This is a genomic window from Desulfosediminicola flagellatus (assembly GCF_005116655.2).
GTDB classification, from domain to species: domain Bacteria; phylum Desulfobacterota; class Desulfobulbia; order Desulfobulbales; family Desulfocapsaceae; genus Desulfopila; species Desulfopila flagellata.
Map to the genome: position 1 here is coordinate 2078093 of NZ_CP050698.1, position 16338 is coordinate 2094430.

The 16338-nt window shown below is 43.8% G+C and carries 14 protein-coding genes; 6 read left to right on the forward strand and 8 right to left on the reverse strand.

What is annotated here, in order from left to right:
- Positions 1-94 precede the first annotated feature (94 nt).
- Both FCL46_RS08620 and folD read left to right on the forward strand, forming a co-directional pair.
- Positions 95-1870: a formate--tetrahydrofolate ligase gene (locus FCL46_RS08620; RefSeq protein ID WP_136807394.1), complete on the forward strand. Its 1776-nt coding sequence runs from the start codon at positions 95-97 to the stop codon at positions 1868-1870.
- 121 nt (positions 1871-1991) lie between these two features.
- Positions 1992-2885 (forward strand): bifunctional methylenetetrahydrofolate dehydrogenase/methenyltetrahydrofolate cyclohydrolase FolD, encoded by an 894-nt coding sequence (gene folD, locus FCL46_RS08625; protein WP_136807395.1) that lies wholly within the window; start codon positions 1992-1994, stop codon positions 2883-2885.
- Between the two features lie 164 nt (positions 2886-3049).
- Here folD and FCL46_RS08630 read toward each other — a convergent pair whose 3' ends face one another.
- From FCL46_RS08630 to FCL46_RS08655, 6 genes are all read right to left on the reverse strand, one after another.
- Positions 3050-3688 carry a rhodanese-like domain-containing protein gene (locus tag FCL46_RS08630; RefSeq protein ID WP_167505867.1) on the reverse strand — a complete coding sequence of 213 codons (639 nt, stop codon included), beginning with the start codon at positions 3686-3688 and terminating at the stop codon, positions 3050-3052.
- Between the two features lie 132 nt (positions 3689-3820).
- A complete protein-coding gene (locus tag FCL46_RS08635) occupies positions 3821-4411 on the reverse strand; it encodes a rhodanese-like domain-containing protein (protein WP_136807399.1) in 591 nt (196 codons plus the stop codon).
- 384 nt (positions 4412-4795) lie between these two features.
- Entirely contained in the window at positions 4796-5734 is a 939-nt protein-coding gene (locus tag FCL46_RS08640; RefSeq protein WP_136807401.1) for a cation diffusion facilitator family transporter, read from the reverse strand.
- Between the two features lie 158 nt (positions 5735-5892).
- On the reverse strand, positions 5893-6627 hold the full coding sequence (locus tag FCL46_RS08645; RefSeq protein ID WP_167505868.1) for a LutC/YkgG family protein: 735 nt from the start codon (positions 6625-6627) through the stop codon (positions 5893-5895).
- Complete coding sequence (locus tag FCL46_RS08650) at positions 6624-8072, reverse strand: LutB/LldF family L-lactate oxidation iron-sulfur protein (protein ID WP_136807405.1); 1449 nt, start codon at positions 8070-8072, stop codon at positions 6624-6626. Before FCL46_RS08650 ends, FCL46_RS08645 begins: the two co-directional genes overlap by 4 nt.
- Positions 8073-8074: 2 nt before the next feature.
- Entirely contained in the window at positions 8075-8764 is a 690-nt protein-coding gene (locus tag FCL46_RS08655; RefSeq protein ID WP_267313725.1) for a (Fe-S)-binding protein, read from the reverse strand.
- 429 nt (positions 8765-9193) lie between these two features.
- Between FCL46_RS08655 and FCL46_RS08660 the strand changes: the two genes are divergently transcribed.
- The 4 genes from FCL46_RS08660 (at position 9194) to FCL46_RS08675 (ending at position 12646) form a co-directional block, all read left to right on the forward strand.
- On the forward strand, positions 9194-10042 hold the full coding sequence (locus tag FCL46_RS08660; RefSeq protein WP_136807408.1) for a hypothetical protein: 849 nt from the start codon (positions 9194-9196) through the stop codon (positions 10040-10042).
- 91 nt (positions 10043-10133) lie between these two features.
- Complete coding sequence (istA, locus tag FCL46_RS08665) at positions 10134-11618, forward strand: IS21 family transposase (RefSeq protein ID WP_136810869.1); 1485 nt, start codon at positions 10134-10136, stop codon at positions 11616-11618.
- Positions 11615-12376, forward strand: a complete 762-nt coding sequence (gene istB / locus FCL46_RS08670; protein ID WP_136810868.1) for an IS21-like element helper ATPase IstB — start codon at positions 11615-11617, stop codon at positions 12374-12376. The genes istA and istB overlap by 4 nt, the downstream gene beginning before the upstream one ends.
- A 60-nt stretch (positions 12377-12436) precedes the next feature.
- Positions 12437-12646 carry a hypothetical protein gene (locus FCL46_RS08675; RefSeq protein ID WP_136810867.1) on the forward strand — a complete coding sequence of 70 codons (210 nt, stop codon included), beginning with the start codon at positions 12437-12439 and terminating at the stop codon, positions 12644-12646.
- A gap of 349 nt (positions 12647-12995) precedes the next feature.
- On the opposite strand, the gene FCL46_RS08680 is transcribed toward FCL46_RS08675, so the two are convergent.
- Positions 12996-14009: an asparaginase gene (locus FCL46_RS08680; RefSeq protein ID WP_136806094.1), complete on the reverse strand. Its 1014-nt coding sequence runs from the start codon at positions 14007-14009 to the stop codon at positions 12996-12998.
- A gap of 179 nt (positions 14010-14188) precedes the next feature.
- Complete coding sequence (ovoA, locus tag FCL46_RS08685) at positions 14189-16297, reverse strand: 5-histidylcysteine sulfoxide synthase (RefSeq protein WP_136806095.1); 2109 nt, start codon at positions 16295-16297, stop codon at positions 14189-14191.
- Positions 16298-16338 lie beyond the last annotated feature (41 nt).

A 16338-nucleotide genomic window follows, 5' to 3' on the forward strand; every position in this document is an offset into this window, starting at 1 on the left:
GGTATAGAAAGGCTGTTAATTTTAATTAACCTGGTATCGATATCATTCTGAGATCGAATCACCTACCACCTTCACCTGAATCAAAGGAATCGTTATGACATTAGATCCGACAAAACATCAGGACTGGGAAATCGCCGAAGACGCTGAAAAAGACATGCAGACGATCTACCAGATCGGTGAAAAACTTGGGCTCACCAAAGAAGAGCTTCTTCCCCAGGGTCACTACATCGGTAAAATTGACTTTCCACGAGTTCTTGCTCGTCTGAAAGACAAGCCTAATGGCAAGTACATTGACGTTACAGCAATTACACCAACACCTTTAGGTGAAGGTAAATCAACTTCCTCTATGGGCCTTGTACAGGGTCTTGGTAAGCGTGGTAAAAATGTTTGTGCAGCGATTCGTCAGCCTTCTGGCGGTCCTACCATGAACATCAAAGGATCTGCTGCTGGTGGTGGTCTTGCTCAGTGTATTCCTTTGACTCCTTTCTCACTTGGTTTTACCGGTGATATCAATGCAATCATGAACGCCCATAACCTGGCGATGGTTGCTTTGACCTCACGTCTGCAGCATGAAAGAAATTATACTGACGAGCAGCTTGAGCGACTTTCAGGAATGAAACGTCTTGATATCGATCCTACCAAAGTTGAGATGGGTTGGGTCATGGATTATTGCTGTCAGGCACTCAGAAATATCATTATCGGTATTGATGGTGTTAACGGCAAATCTGATGGTTTCATGATGAAATCCAAGTTCGGTATTGCTGTTTCTTCAGAAGTAATGGCTATTCTCTCTGTTTCTAACGATCTGAAAGATATGCGCGAGCGTATGGAGAAGATCGTTGTTGCATACACCAAGAAAGGCAAGCCTGTAACCACAGGTGACCTCGAAGTTGCCGGTGCAATGACTGCATGGATGGTCGGCGCAATGAATCCTAGCCTGATGCAGACCCTTGAAGGTCAGCCGGTTATCGTTCATGCAGGACCTTTTGCTAATATCGCAATCGGCCAGAGCTCTATCATTGCTGATAAAGTTGGTCTTAAACTTGCTGACTATCATGTTACCGAGTCCGGCTTTGGTGCTGATATTGGTTTTGAGAAGTTCTGGAACCTCAAATGCCGTTTCAGTGGCCTTGTACCTGATTGTGCAGTTATTGTTGCAACTATCCGCGCACTTAAATGTCACGGTGGTGCACCAGTACCGGTTCCTGGTAAAGCGATGCCAGAAGAATACTCAACTGAGAATGTTGAGTGGGTAGCAAAAGGTTGTGATAACCTGATTCATCATATTAAGACCGTACGTAAAGCAGGTATCAGCCCTGTTGTATGTATTAACGCGTTCTACACTGATACCGATGCAGAAATAGCTAAGGTTCGTGAACTGAGTGAAGCTGCAGGTGCTAAAGTTGCTCTTTCCCGTCATTGGGAGCAGGGTGGTGACGGAGCTCTTGAGTTTGCTGATGTTGTTATGGAAGCGTGTGAAGAAAAATCAGAATTCAAACTTCTCTATGAGCTTGATGAGCCTGTTAAGCAGCGTATTGAGAAGGTTGCTAAAGAAGTGTATGGCGCAGACGGTGTTGATTACTCTGCCGCAGCAGATGTTGCTATTGATAGAATCCAGAAAGATCCTGAGCTCTCAAAGCTTGGTCTCTGTATGGTGAAAACTCACCTTTCTCTTTCTGACAACCCAGCACTCAAAGGTGTACCTACAGGATGGCGTCTGCAAATCCGTGAGGTACTTACCTACGGTGGTGCAGGATTCATTGTTCCTGTTGCCGGTGCAATCAGCTTGATGCCTGGTACAGGTTCCAACCCTGCATTTAGAAGGGTTGATGTTGATGTTGAGACCGGTAAGGTTCAAGGCGTATTCTAAAGATCGTCTATTAAACGACCCGTCCTGATAACAGGGCGGGTCGTTTTTGTTTATGCTCTAGCGTAGACGTGTAGTTTACGCATGTTGTTAAGACAGTTGCAGTTCAAAAGGAGAATTATCAATGACAGCAGAAATCATAAGCGGTACTGAGATTCGTAAAGCTATCCTTGCAGAACTGAAGGACGAAGTTGTAGAGATCAAAGAGAAATACGGAAAGCCTCCCGGGCTTGTTACCATTCTTGTTGGTGCCAGTCCAGCCTCTATCAGTTATGTTACCCTTAAAGTTAAAACTGCTTTAAGTCTTGGTTTTCATGAAATCCAGGATGATCAACCTGAAGATATCTCAGAAGCTGATCTGCTCGCGCTGATTGAGAAATATAATAACGATGATGATATTCATGGCATCCTTGTTCAGCTTCCACTTCCTAAGCATATTGATGACAAAAAAGTCCTCAATGCAATTAACCCTGACAAAGATGTTGATGGTTTCCATCCTGTAAATGTTGGTCGTTTGATGATTGGTGGTGATGAAGTGCTCTTCCCGCCATGTACACCTGCCGGTATTCAGGAAATGATCATTCGTTCAGGAACTGAAACTTCCGGTGCAGAGGTTGTTGTTGTTGGCCGATCAAACATCGTTGGTAAACCTATTGCAATGATGATGGCGCAGAAAGGTGTTGGTGCTAACTCTACCGTAACTATCGTGCATACACGTACGAAAGATCTTGCAGCGCATTGTAAGCGTGCAGACATTCTTATAGTTGCTGCTGGTGTACCTGATCTCGTGAAGCCTGAATGGATTAAGCCCGGTTCTACAGTTATTGATGTTGGTGTTAACCGTGTAGGAATGAATGAGGCAACTGGTAAGGCTATCCTCAAGGGTGATGTTGATTATGACAAGGCCGCTGAGGTAGCAGGAAAGATCACTCCGGTTCCAGGTGGTGTTGGTCCAATGACAATCGCTATGCTGATGAAAAACACTGTTCGTTCTGCTAAGGCTGCTATGTCCAAGTAGTACTCAATAGATGTTTTTTAAGATGTAATGAAAAGGCCGTTTCCGATCAATCTCGGAAACGGCCTTTTTTTGTTACGTTACCAATACACGCTTTAAGCTACTCTTTAAAAAAGTGACTTTGTCGTTAGCGCCTGTATTGGAATTGATACATGTATATACGAGTATCAGTTTTCACCGAGTGTATATTTATCCGCTTCAGGAAAATCAGTTTTGGCATTGAGGAATTTAGCAGTATATCCATTATCCTTAAGAGCAATATACGCCATTTCTGCGCGGATTCCTGTGGAGCAGTAGGTTACAACCTGCTTACCCTTAGGGATTTCATCAAGGCGTTCTGCAACTTCTTCCGTCGGGATATTAATAGCACCTGGAATTGTGCCGCTTGCCACTTCATCCTCTGTTCGAACATCAATGATGACAACATCATCAGATTTCTTCGCAAGAATTGCTTCAAAGTCAGCAACGCCAATGGCACCCGGGATCGGTTTAGCTACATAGACAATTTCTGAAGCTGCATCTCCGCTAGTGGTAGGAAGACCAGCCTTTTGCCAAGCAGCAAAACCACCTTTCAGGATAGAGCTATTTTTATAACCCCATGCGCGAATGATATCAAAACTCTTTAAGGCTTCGTTGTAATCATTAGCGACAATGACAATAGGTGCATCTTTTTTAGCAGGAAATTTGTCCTGCATAGTGGAAAGAGTTTCTGTTGATAAAACAGTTGATCCAGCAATATGTGCGGCTTTCACTTCAGCTTCTGGCCGTATATCTGCGATGACCACTGAATTTTTGAACTTTGACATCTGTTCCAGATATTTTGCTGACGCAACAAGAGGCTTCTTGTTTTTCTTCCATGCTGGCATTCCATCAAGAAATACTTTTACGTTGGTGTAACCAAGTTTTTCTGCCCGCCGGGCAGATGATGGGCTGAGTCGTCAGGTAGGCCCTCCGCAATAAAATACGAGAAGATTATCTTTATCTTTTGGCAGTTTATCTAAATTCTTTTCGAATTGAGCATCATAGATTGAGATTGCACCGGGAATGTGTCCGGTAACAAAAAGCTTACCCGGTCGAGCATCAACGATTGTGAAGTTGCCGGCCTCAGGGCCTTTTTCAACGAGTGGAGCGAGTGTGTCAATCTTAATCAGTTTTTCAGGTGCCAGTTTAGCCGGTTTTTTTACACTGATTGATTTTGCGTATAAAGCACCATCTTCCTCAATGAATTTGACTTTGACTTCTTTGTCTTTGCCAATTTTATTCATCAATTCAGCACCTTTCAAAGTGGTGTCTTCGTCAAAGCCTATAAGCCAGGTTCCACCTCCGGTACTAACATTGAGTGTTTCTGCTTTCATTGAAACACTACTCAATTTGCCGCGAATAGTATCTGCAGCGTCACCTTTGTGACATTGCATGCAGGGCTTGAGTACCTTGGGTTTCTCACTACCGGCCAGTGCTGCGTTAGGTAGCAGCAGACAGGTGGCAGCGAGAGAACCGAAAAGCGCTGTCATAACTGTTTTGTTTCGCATAATCTACTCCTTGTCGAAATAAAGAATTCACTCGCATCGGATTCTGGGAATATCCCATGAAGTGATAATTCACTACCTGCATAACACTAACAGGCAGATGCCTTAACTCTGAAGTCAGCATGAATGCACTGATTCCAGATGCACACTATTACGCGGCAGTATACTACATGGTGTGAAGGTTAAGCAATTAAATGATTTATTAAATTAAGAAATAGGTAGTAAGATGTCGTACAGATTACGGTAATTTGTTGAATGTAGGAGGGTATTGATATGCGGAAATAAACAGGTTTCAAAATGATTATTCCAGCAGGCAGAAGCAGGTATTGCCTGTTGAACTACTTCATGAATGTATAGGATTTACGTTGATGAAAATGATGTTACCAATTACTCGGTTTCATCAATAACTGAGCGGATGGCTCCAGAAGAACAAATATGAGGGTTATCAGGACATTCAGGTTTTCGACACGGTTCAACATGAATTGTAATATCTGAGTTACTTATTGCTTCTTCAATCTCATGCTCAAGGACCTCTGTAATCTGATGAGATTCATCAACTGTAAGGTTTTTGCAGACGGTAAGATGAAAATCGATAATTTTGGTTGATCCTGATTTACGTGTCCGGAGATTATGGCAGTCATACATGTGGCCCCCATGCTCTTCAATAACTCTCTCGATTTGTTGACGTAGAGGTTCCGGCAATTGAGCATCAAGAACATCATTCATCGCATGACGGGCCAGCTTGATTGCTTCGTTAAGAATAAAGCAACCAACAAGCAGAGAAAGCAGGGCATCGAGCCAGGGAATATGAAAAAAATACATCAGAACTAATCCTGCAGTAAGTGCCAGGTTCGTGTAGACATCCATGGCAAAATGCAGGGAATCTGCACGCAAAGCTGATGAATCAGTTTCGTTTGCAACTTTTACCAGGTATCTACTGATCAGCCATGAAACTACAACTGATATCGCAAGAACAATAACACCGTTGCCAATTTCCCCCGGTGCTGAGCCTGTTAAAATTCGTCGTATCGATTCAATGAGAATCCATACACCGGAACCACCTATTACCAAAGACTGGATCAGTGCAGCCATTGTTTCGAATTTCCCATGGCCATAAGCGTGACCATCATCAGCTGGTTGTTCAGCATGGCGAATAGCGAGGAAATTAACGCCGGACATAAGAATATCAAGCATCGAGTCTATGGCGGATGATAATACCGCCATAGACCCGGTCATGAACCCTACAATAAACTTCAGGACAGAGAGACTGAGTGCAGTTGTAATGGAAAGTTTTGCTGCAAATATTTTTTTGTTAGACGAACTCATTTTCACTGCAATAGAAGAAGATAACAGTAAGTTTACAGGTTCACACTGTACGTGTTTATGACTCTTTGTCAGTAGTTTTCAGATGTGAACCTATTCCACGAAAGCGTATCTATATATAATCAAAACAAAAAAAGTATCTGCATGTTCCGTATGATATCCTAATCCATTATTATTACGTGCATCTCTTTGGGACCGTGAGCACCATGAACCATATGTGCTTCAATATCAGCTGTTTTTGATGGTCCCGTGATAAATGTAAATGAATTTGGAATTGCTTCTCGTTTTAGCATAGCATACGCTTCTGCAAGAGAAGAAAGAAGTTTTGATTTACGTAACAGTCCAATATGTATTGAAGGGACAAGAGACGTGGAACGTGGTCTGTCAGCGCCGGTAATCTGAACAAGAGTTGATGATTCCGAGATACCCCAGTCTGCGACTGTTATTCCTATATACGACGAGACAGTTTTGTCGCGAATTTGCGGATCTTCTTTGTAGGTTGTGTGAAGTGCTATAGGTGTATCCGAGAATCTTTCCCATAGGCGTAATTCAGCAATGTCAGGATGGGCGTGCTGAATAATCTGACGGCTGGTTCCAAACTCAGGCTGACTTACCCTGACAATATCTTCTATAACGTCAGCAGCTTCATCTGACGAATCAACAATGTAGACACTGAGGTTAAGGGCTGCAGCGTTATCTTTAAAGGAGGCCGCTAAGCCCTGTAAGTCTATATCTTCACGGCTTTGAATGCGCTGCTGGATATGTCTGGCATCTTTGGTGGCAAACAGATCAGGGAAATCCGCCTTATGTCGAGCTGTATCACGGTCCGGAGCAACAGCTTTTCTGATAGTACTGAGAAAAGATATTTCATTTTCTGAATTTTGAATCATGCTCATTGTGTTTTCTCCGGTCTGTTCTGTTTGTGCTCGGTTTTCCATCTCTCTGCAAATGTTTTTTTGGCTATGGGTGGAAGGTCTCTGTCCTTAGTCCATTTTTTCCCCGGCCCAAACATTTTGCTGATCATGCCATTCTCGCCAATTCGGCCTTTCATTACCCATCGTGCCATGCCGAGAAGAGAACCATAAAGCTTACGACTGTTATTTACTTTGGCCCACATTCTAAAAACGAATCCTTCAGTACTGTTATGCGGCTTAACCTGCCATTTGGAATCACCATAGGCGAGTCTATACCGCAATTCGCTTAGCATCCGTGGTAGATCATTTTCAACGGGACAGACATCCTTGCATGCACCACATAATGTTTCGCCTTTACAGAGATCAGCATATTGATTGATGCCTTGCATGAGTGGGGTAACAACAGCGCCAATTGGTCCGCAATATGGTGAGTTGTAGGCATGGCCACCAATCTTGCCGTAAACAGGGCAGATATTAAGGCAGGCACCGCACCGGATGCAGGCAAGCACCTCACGAAAATCAGGATCTCCGAGAATTTTAGATCGACCATTGTCGATAATGACAAGGTGAAATTCTTCAGGACCATCCGGGTCTTCCTGTTCACTGGGACCACCGGTAAAGCTGACATAGGTGGAGAGCTTTTGTAATGCAGCGCCACGGGTTAAGAGTTGCAGCATTCCCTGCTGATCCTCAAGAGTTGCTGCGACACGTTCAAGACCCATATATGCCACATGAACTTTTGGCATCGTTGTGGACATACGGATATTGCCTTCATTTGAAACAAGGGATACGTGTCCTGTTTCAGCACAGGCAATATTACAGCCGGTTAGCCCCATATCTGCAGACAGCAATTTTTCCCTTAACGCTTTTCGTGCAGTCTGGGTAAGCGTTGGTGGATCATCGGTATATTCGATACCGAGTTTTTCAGTAAAAAGCTTCCCTATCTGCTCTCTGTTGAGATGAATGCATGGAGCAATGATATGGGACGGTGTATCTTCAGCAAGCTGAATAATATATTCACCCAGGTCAGTCTCAATAACCTCTATACCAGCCTTTTCAAGAGCCGGGTCTATACCTACCTCAGCGGATGTCATAGATTTGCCTTTGACAACACGCTTAACATTATTTTTCTCAGCTACCTCAAGTGTGTACTTGATGGCATCTTCTGCAGTGGCTGCAAAATACACATTGCCGCCACGATTTCGAATGTTCCCGGCTAACTCTGCAAGGACTATATCGGCATGTGCAAGGGTTTGCATCCTGCGCGCTTTTACACGCTTGCGTAATTCCGGGTCAGGCATGGATTTCCAGTAATGCATAGCACCGTGGCCAAAACCATTCTGGATTTTTTTCAGACTTTTCTGAAGAGTCTGGTTCGTGATGCCCTCGTGTGCGCCATCGATATATGATTGTTTTTGTGGATTCATTGCTATGCTCCCTGAGTTTGAGCCAGAATTTCTGCAATGTGCATGACTTTAACCTGCTCTCCACGTCTGGAAAGTCTGCCCTGTATATTCATAAGGCAGCTTATGTCGCATCCTGTAACGACATCGGCACCGGTGGCCAGTATGTTCTCGATCTTCTCATCTACCATGGCTGTAGATATTTCAGGGTAATTAATAGCGAATGTGCCTCCAAATCCACAGCAGGTATCGCTATCCTGCATTTCAATAAAGTGTAGAGCCTCTGTATTGTAGAGCAGTTGACGAGGTTGTTTATCAATTCCCAGTCCACGGCTCAAATGACACGAGTCATGATAGGTAACTTTATACGGAAAAGTTGCCTTAACCGATGATAGCCCGAGAACGTCTACTATATATTCGGTGAACTCGTATGTTTTGGCCGCAACATCAGTGGCTCGTTTGAGCAATTCAGGATCATTTTTAAAAAGTTGCGGATAATGATGACGAACCATATGTACGCAGGATCCTGATGGACATACGATTACTTCAGAATTTTCAAATATTTCAATAAAACGGAGCGCAGCTTTTGCTGCCTCTTTTCTATATCCGGAATTGTATGCGGGTTGGCCGCAGCACGTTTGGTCTTCAGGGTAAGTAACTGGTACTCCTAAACGATCGAAGACGCTAACCATAGCATCGCCGGTGTCGGGGTACATAGAATCGACCAGGCATTGAATGAACAGTGATACAGTTGGGGTATTAGACATGGCGTAGATGAAGGACGAGGGTTTATGTATAGCTTTAGTTGGTTTTTAATGAAAAATAATACCATTTCAATTCCCATACTATGGAAAAAAGGTCAACACTTTCTGTGGAATAGGGCGGATTAGTGAGAGTAATACTTACTCAAAATGCCATAAAGGTCCAGAAAAGAACCTGAAAGATTATCTTTGATTAATTGTAGTCCGCATGAGTGAAGGCAAAAAAATTACTGATGAGGTTATGTGTTGTATTCACATTTTATGGAGAAACAAATGGTTGGAGACGGTGCGTGTGGTGTATTTGAAAAAAGATTAATTAATATAGGCTCTCCAGTCGATAGGTAGGTACTGAACATGTTAATTTCAGCATTTGGAGACACTATCATGAAATTGCAGGGAACCGGACAACAGCACGCATTTGTCGCACAACAATCTAAGTCATTTACACGAACAGATAGGGCCGGTGCTAATGTATCGGTCAAGCAGCATATGGCTGCTAAAATAGAATTAACCTCTGGAGATAGAACTCAACAGGCCAATCACACCGAGTCTAAAGGAAACGGAGCAGTCGGATTGCTGCAGGAAGACCATTTCAAAGGTGTTGCAGGTATACGATTACGAATGAATTTTCATGCTGAAATTGAAAGTATGAATTCCGCAAAAATTGGAAATGTACTGGAAACAGAAAGTGATACTCTTACTGCCGGTATTGAAGATCAGCTTAACGGTATTGGTGAAGGGTTTAATTTGGCTGGTGAAATGGAAGATCTTTTTTCAACATTTGCAGCAGCGGTTCAGGATATGTTTGGGGGATCGGAAGGCGAACAGGTTGGACCGCAATCAATTTTTACAGGAATTCAGGATGCATTTTCCAGTATGTTCGCTTCTCTTCAGCAGCTTACGCCGACAGTCGTGAGTGACCCTGAAAATGTATTGCCTGAAGGTGATAATTCATTGGCTGGAGTTGGGGATGTTGAGGAAACAGCACAAGCCGCTGAATTTACAGAACCCGAATTGGATGAAATGGTGCTGGATCAGGTTGAAGAAGCAAATTCCGAATCAGCAGAGACAGCAACTGAGAGTTCTGCAGAGTCGGTTAATATGGCCGCTATGTTTAGCGAAGCTCTTAGTGATTTGCAGGAGTGGTTCTCGAGTCAGATGGATGCAATGCAAACGGCAGTAGATGAGGTGTCCGCATTACAACCGCTTAACGAGCCAAATGGTGGAAGATGATCAGCGACAATTATAATTCCCCCCTAACGACAATTATTTTTCCCGGAAAATTGTGATCCGATTATTCATATCTCTCAAAGGAGGGATATGAATGGTCACAGACTTTCAGGTGAGAAAATTGAAGAAATATTTAAGTCAGGGAAAAACATTAGAGGTCGCATCACTGAAGGCTGGCATGGATGAAAAAACTGGCCGCAAGTATCGTGATCTTGAAAAGTTACCAAGTGAAATTAACGCTGAACGAATACGAGATTGGCGAACTCGAGACGACCCTTTTGATGATGTATGGTCCTCGGTTACACCATTTTTAGAAAGCAATGACGCCCTTGAGGCCAAAACACTTTTCTGTCACCTGCAACGACTTCACCCTGGCCGTTTCAGCGATGGTCAGCTTCGGACTTTTCAACGTCGAGTAAAAAACTGGCGTGCTACAGCAGGCCCTGGTAATGAAATTTATTTTCCGCAAAAGCATCACCCTGGCAGATTAGGCCAATCAGATTTCACCCATATGGATAAATTGCAAATTACTATTGCAGGCCAGCCATTTGATCACCTGGTATTTCATTTTGTTCTGACCTATTCAAACTGGGAAACGGGGACAATATGTTTTTCAGAAAGTTTTGAGAGTTTAAGCGAAGGACTGCAACAATGTCTTTGGCAACTTGGCGGTGCTCCCGAGCAACACCAAACGGATAGGTTGTCAGCTGCGGTAAATAAACCGGAAAATCTTGAAGAGTTTACTCGTGCATATCAAGGGTTATTGGACCACTACAATATGCAGGGGCGTAAAACAAATCCTTCCAGCCCTCATGAAAACGGAGACATTGAACAGCGCCATTATCGTTTTAAGAAAGCAGTTGATCAAGCACTAATGCTGCGAGGTAGTCGGGATTTTACTACGCGACAAGAGTATGAACTGTTTTTGCAGAAGCTGTTTGCACAACTTAATCGCAATCGTCAATCACGATTTCTCGAAGAACAGGCAGCCTTGAAACCCTTACCTTCGAGTAAGCTTGATACATGTACGCGTTTTGAAGTGAGAGTCGGACCGAGCAGCACTATCAGAATAAAACACAAAGTCTATTCAGTTAACAGTCGTCTGATAAAAGAAAAGGTCAACGTTCGCCTGTATTCAGGGCATCTGGAGATCTGGTATGGACAAAGTCATATTGAAAATATTCCGAGGATAAGAGGCAGCAACAAGCATTATATTCAATACCGTCATATCATTGACTGGCTGGTTCGCAAACCTCGGGCGTTTGAAAACTACAGGTATCTGAATGATCTGTTTCCAACCAGCAGATTCCGGATGGCCTATGATACTCTTGCTCAACAGCACTGTGTTACCAATGCTGCCAAAGAATACTTGTCAATTTTACAACTTGCTGCTCAGAAAAACGAGACAGCTGTCGATGATGCTCTGCGTTACTTGATTGCAGAAGAAGAACCAATAAATGCTACTGAGGTACACAAATTTCTTTCCTTGAAACAGCCGGCTGAACCTGTCACTGACGTATCGGTGCAGACTGTTACCCTTGCTGGTTATGATCAACTCTTAGAGGAGGTCCACGGATGAATCAAGCAGATAATGTGGTTACTCTGGAGAGGTCGTTAAAGCAGCTCTATCTATCAACTGTTCGAGCCTGTTATCGGGGCGAGGCTGAGTTAGCCAGGCAGGAATCACTGAGCTATGAAGCGTATCTCCAGGAGTTGGTTGTTCGAGAATGCGAAGAACGTCGGCACAAACGCATTGCGAGATATTTACGGGAATCCAGGCTGCCTCTGGAAAAAAGCCTGGCCTCGTTTGACCAGACTCGCCTTCCTGCTAAACTTCGTGGCTTGGTGAATAGCCTGTTGGAAGGTTCTTTCCTTGAACGATCTGAAAACATATTGGCCTTTGGAAATCCCGGTAGTGGCAAAACCCATTTGCTTTGCGCGATTGCGCAAGAGCTGATTAACAACGACAAGCGAATTCTCTTCACGTCCTGCAGCTTGCTTGTTCAAGATTTATTGGTGGCCAAAAGAGAACTTGTGCTACCCCGAATGCTCAAAAAAATGGTGAAATATGACGCGTTACTTATCGATGATATCGGTTACGTCCAGCAAAGCCGGGAAGAGATGGAGGTGCTGTTCACTCTACTGGCATACTGCTATGAACGAAGCAGCATCATGCTCACCAGCAATCTACCTTTTTCACAATGGGAAAAGATTTTTAAAGATCCGATGACCACTGCTGCTGCTATAGATCGCCTGGTTCATCACAGTGTCATCCTGGAGCTCAACCTCGATAGTTACAGGCTAAAAAAGGCAAAACAGAACTTGGAGGCAGGTTAATGCTCCTCAGTACCGGGGGCTCTGCCCCCAAACCCCCGAGGTTTAACGCATTGAGGCCATATGGATGGAGAAAAAAACAAAGACCGAGCAGTAACGCTCGGTCTCCATCCTTACGGCATTCATCTCGGCGCTCAGGTCGCTCCTCAGCGTTGCCCTATCCTCCGGATGAGTATTGAAATGTTACTTATGGAAATTTGTTTTAGCAAGAAGAAAAGTGATATTTTACCGTTAAAACAAAGTGTTAAAAGCGAGATGAGTCCGGAATTATAATTGTCGTCAACCCGGAGTTATAATTGTCGTTGAACAGGAAGAGGTGCATATAACAGGTTCTACGCCATGTATAGCGAAATGTATGAGATGAGCACAAATGACATTGGCAGTGCAGCTGAAGAAGCTGGTGTTGAGACTGAAGTGTAGCTAGTGCTCTATAAACCTGTAACTGTCCGATCCTGTTCCGCCCTTTTAGCACACTGACTTCGTTTCTCATTCAGTAACATAGCTCAGCTATGCTACTTCATTTGTGCCTTGCAGTGTACTAAAAGGGCGGAACAATCTTTACGACATTTAAAGATCTACTGAGTAATCGGGCACCCTCCTGATTTTTTTGATCCAGCATACTTCATGCATGGTGGAATTCCAGATCAAATACAGGTTCGATTATACCTACTACAGCACCCAGATCATTTTTGTTCTCCATTATTCTATATTTTTTAAGGTCATGGAGTTCATTATTGTCCAGTAAGTCAAGCTGTTCAAGTACACGCATAGCAATTGGAGGCAGCACTGCCATGCTCCCACTTTCCACTTTGATAGCTATACCTATATCTTTATTTTTAACACCGATGCAATAGACTCCTTCCGCGCCAATTTTACCGACAAGCCGTTTATTGGTATTGGCGATCAGGTCGGTACAGAAACCTCCTGTTCCAGCGACCATTTCCGGATGGCGTGTCATAGCATTGAAAATGATTTCACTGCCAGCCTGATAGAGTGCAGGAGCCTTGGCAGAGTTAGCGAGTCGTGCAAAGCCAATAGCTATATTGTGGAGCTTCATCGCATGAACCGGTGCACTGCAACCATCAATACCTAATTGAATCTCACCTTCTGGGACTGAACACATTTCAGATAAGGCCTTCAATATACCCAGTTGGCAGGGATGGTTTGGTTGTAGATAATTTCGGAGATCACAAACGAGATGCTGGCAGACAGCGAGCATGCCCGCATGCTTTCCAGAGCAGTCGCTGAAGAGAGGGGATAGTTCAATGTTATTCCAGGCTAGCTCAAGTGCGTATCGTGGGTTCAGCGATGTCACTGTGCCACCAAGGATATGCTCTTTATTGAGTCCGATTTTTTCTAGAATTGCATTGACGGATTTTAGGTGGAATTCTTCAGCGTAGTGTGATGAACACACAACAGCAACTTCACGATCTGATAGGTGATAATGGTCATACGCACCTGATGTGAAAATGTTAAGTGCCTGTAATGGCTTTGCTGCAGAGCGAAGGTAACTTACTTTTTCTGAATCGCCTGCTGTGGCAATGAGATTGCCTGAGCTGTCGGAAACAACGATATCGCCGCGATGCATGCATTCAACAATATTCCCTCGGGTCACTTCGATCAGTAATTCTGACATAATTTATCTACGTAATGTGCGGTTGTGGATAGGAAACGTGTAATGGTTTAAAAGGCTATTAATACGGTATGGTACGAGATAATTCGATATGTCTGATATAATCTCGTTGTAGCGGAAGTGCAAAGAAATATCGTATCCTGCCATCAACTGATTTTTTCAGTTGATGGCAGAATCGTTGGTCAGGAGTTTTTCTTCCAGGCTGATACCTGGCTTACACTGTGTTGGAACTTTCGACTGGTTTCTCTAATGACAAATTCGATATCTTGAGGTTTACCAAGCAACGTAAAGTGAGGTTGAAGTAATTCTTTAAGTCCTTCAAGAGTGGTAAATGGCTCTCCATTTTTTCGAAAACCTCCAATCCATTTATCTTTTTTGGTAAAGGTTTCAAGCCATGTGTATGGCGACGCGAGCACCAGAAGGCCACCAGAATTGATTCGTTCATGAATGGTTGTGAGTAGCATTGCAGGATTAACCATTCTATCAATGAGATTCGCGGCCAACACAAGGTCATACCCCGTGAATCGTGCTTTTAGGTTTGCTGCATCCGCCTGGTGGAATTCGATTTTTTCTGCAAGATTTTCGAGATTGTATTCAGCTAGATTATGCTCGTGGTAAGAAACAATATCTCCTTCTTCGCAGAGTTCATACCGTGTATACCCTTTCTCCTGAAGTTGAAAAGCTATACGTATGAAACGAGCGGAGAAATCAAGCCCATGTACCTGCTCAAATTCCTTAGCTAATTCAAAGGTTGCCCTGCCAACCGAACAGCCGAGTTCAAGGGCTTTTGTCTTAGGCAGATTCTTCATATGGTCAAGACAGATCCTTGCGCATTCTGCAGGGAAAGATTTAACACCAAAATAGCTATCTCCGTAATGGAGTTCACAGAATTGAGATACTGCCTGGTCGGTTTCATACATAGCTTCAGGCTCGGCTAAAGGTTGGTCCGATTCGACGTAACGAAAACCGGCATGCTGGAAAAAATGTCGTCGAAATGCGTATCTGCTGTTGCGAATCGCTTCATTTCCCGTTGAAATCCATGAACCTCCTTTGATAAGGTTGTGCTGGGTGTCAAAGGTAGGCGTTGAAAAATCATCGTAATAGGGGTGTACCTCAAACCCTTCAAAACCTGCAATTGGGGTCTCTGTCCATTGCCATACATTGCCGATAATGTCGTAAAATTCACCAAATTTAAACGCGTCTACCGGACAGGATGACGCCCAGTGTTCAAGGTTAATATTGCCTGGTGCTCTGGTCCAATCAGGCTGGTCGGGGATTTGATGTAAATCATGAAGCCGATACCATTCGTCCTCAGTTGGGAGCCGAATAGATTTACCTGTTTTCTCAGCTTTCCAATTGCAAAAGGCTTTTGCTTCGAGGTAATTCACCTCTGCCGGCCAGTTCCATGGCATCTCAATTATTTTGGCCAGTGTCCGAAATTGAAAATCGTTCTCTTGCCTGACCCAGAACAGGGGATGTGATGGATTGGCGTATTGAACCCATTTCCATCCTTCTTCAGTCCAGTATTTTCGAGAGGTATACCCACCGTCATCTATAAATTCTTTATATTCCTTATTTGAGACCAAATATTTTGAGGCGTGAAAGTCCCAGACGTCTGATGTGTGAGTTCCAAATTCATTATCCCAGCCATAAAGAGCGTCAGAGCGTTCTTTACCAAGAACAACTCTTCCACCCTCAACAGGTAACAGGCAGTTTTCGGGCGGATTACCAGAATGAGGGCAGATATCCCAGAGTGGTTGCTCGCGAATTTCACTAATATTCATTCGTCTGATAATAACTGAGGAAGTTTCAAGATGGATCCTCTGGTGTTCTATCCCCATCATAATTGCCCAGAAAGGACTGTCCCATGTGATAGGTATTGATAGGGGGATGCTGCGAATGAGTAGATCAATCTCTTCACGGACCTGCTGCCTGTATTCCTTGACTTCAGCTACTGTGGGCCAGTCATAATTTGCTTCATTGAGATCGTCCCAGCTCATTTCATCAACACCGATAGCAAACATCGATTCGAAACGAGGATTTACCCTGTGATCTATCAACTTGGCGATAGAGAGTTTGTTGATATAAAATGATGCTGTATGACCAAGATAAAAAATGAGCGGATGTCGCAATGGCTCGGCCCTGAGGTAAAATGCCTCGTCGCGAGCCAGGAGATCGTAAAGCTGTTCATCAATAGTGTAGGTAGCATGAAAATAGTTCCGAATTTCCTCTCGTTTTGTTTCAGGATCACCGCTGTTGAGTATTATGGTGCGAGTGTTTCTAAGGTCCATACTTTCTCCTTATAATATATCCCGACGAACAGATTGGGCCG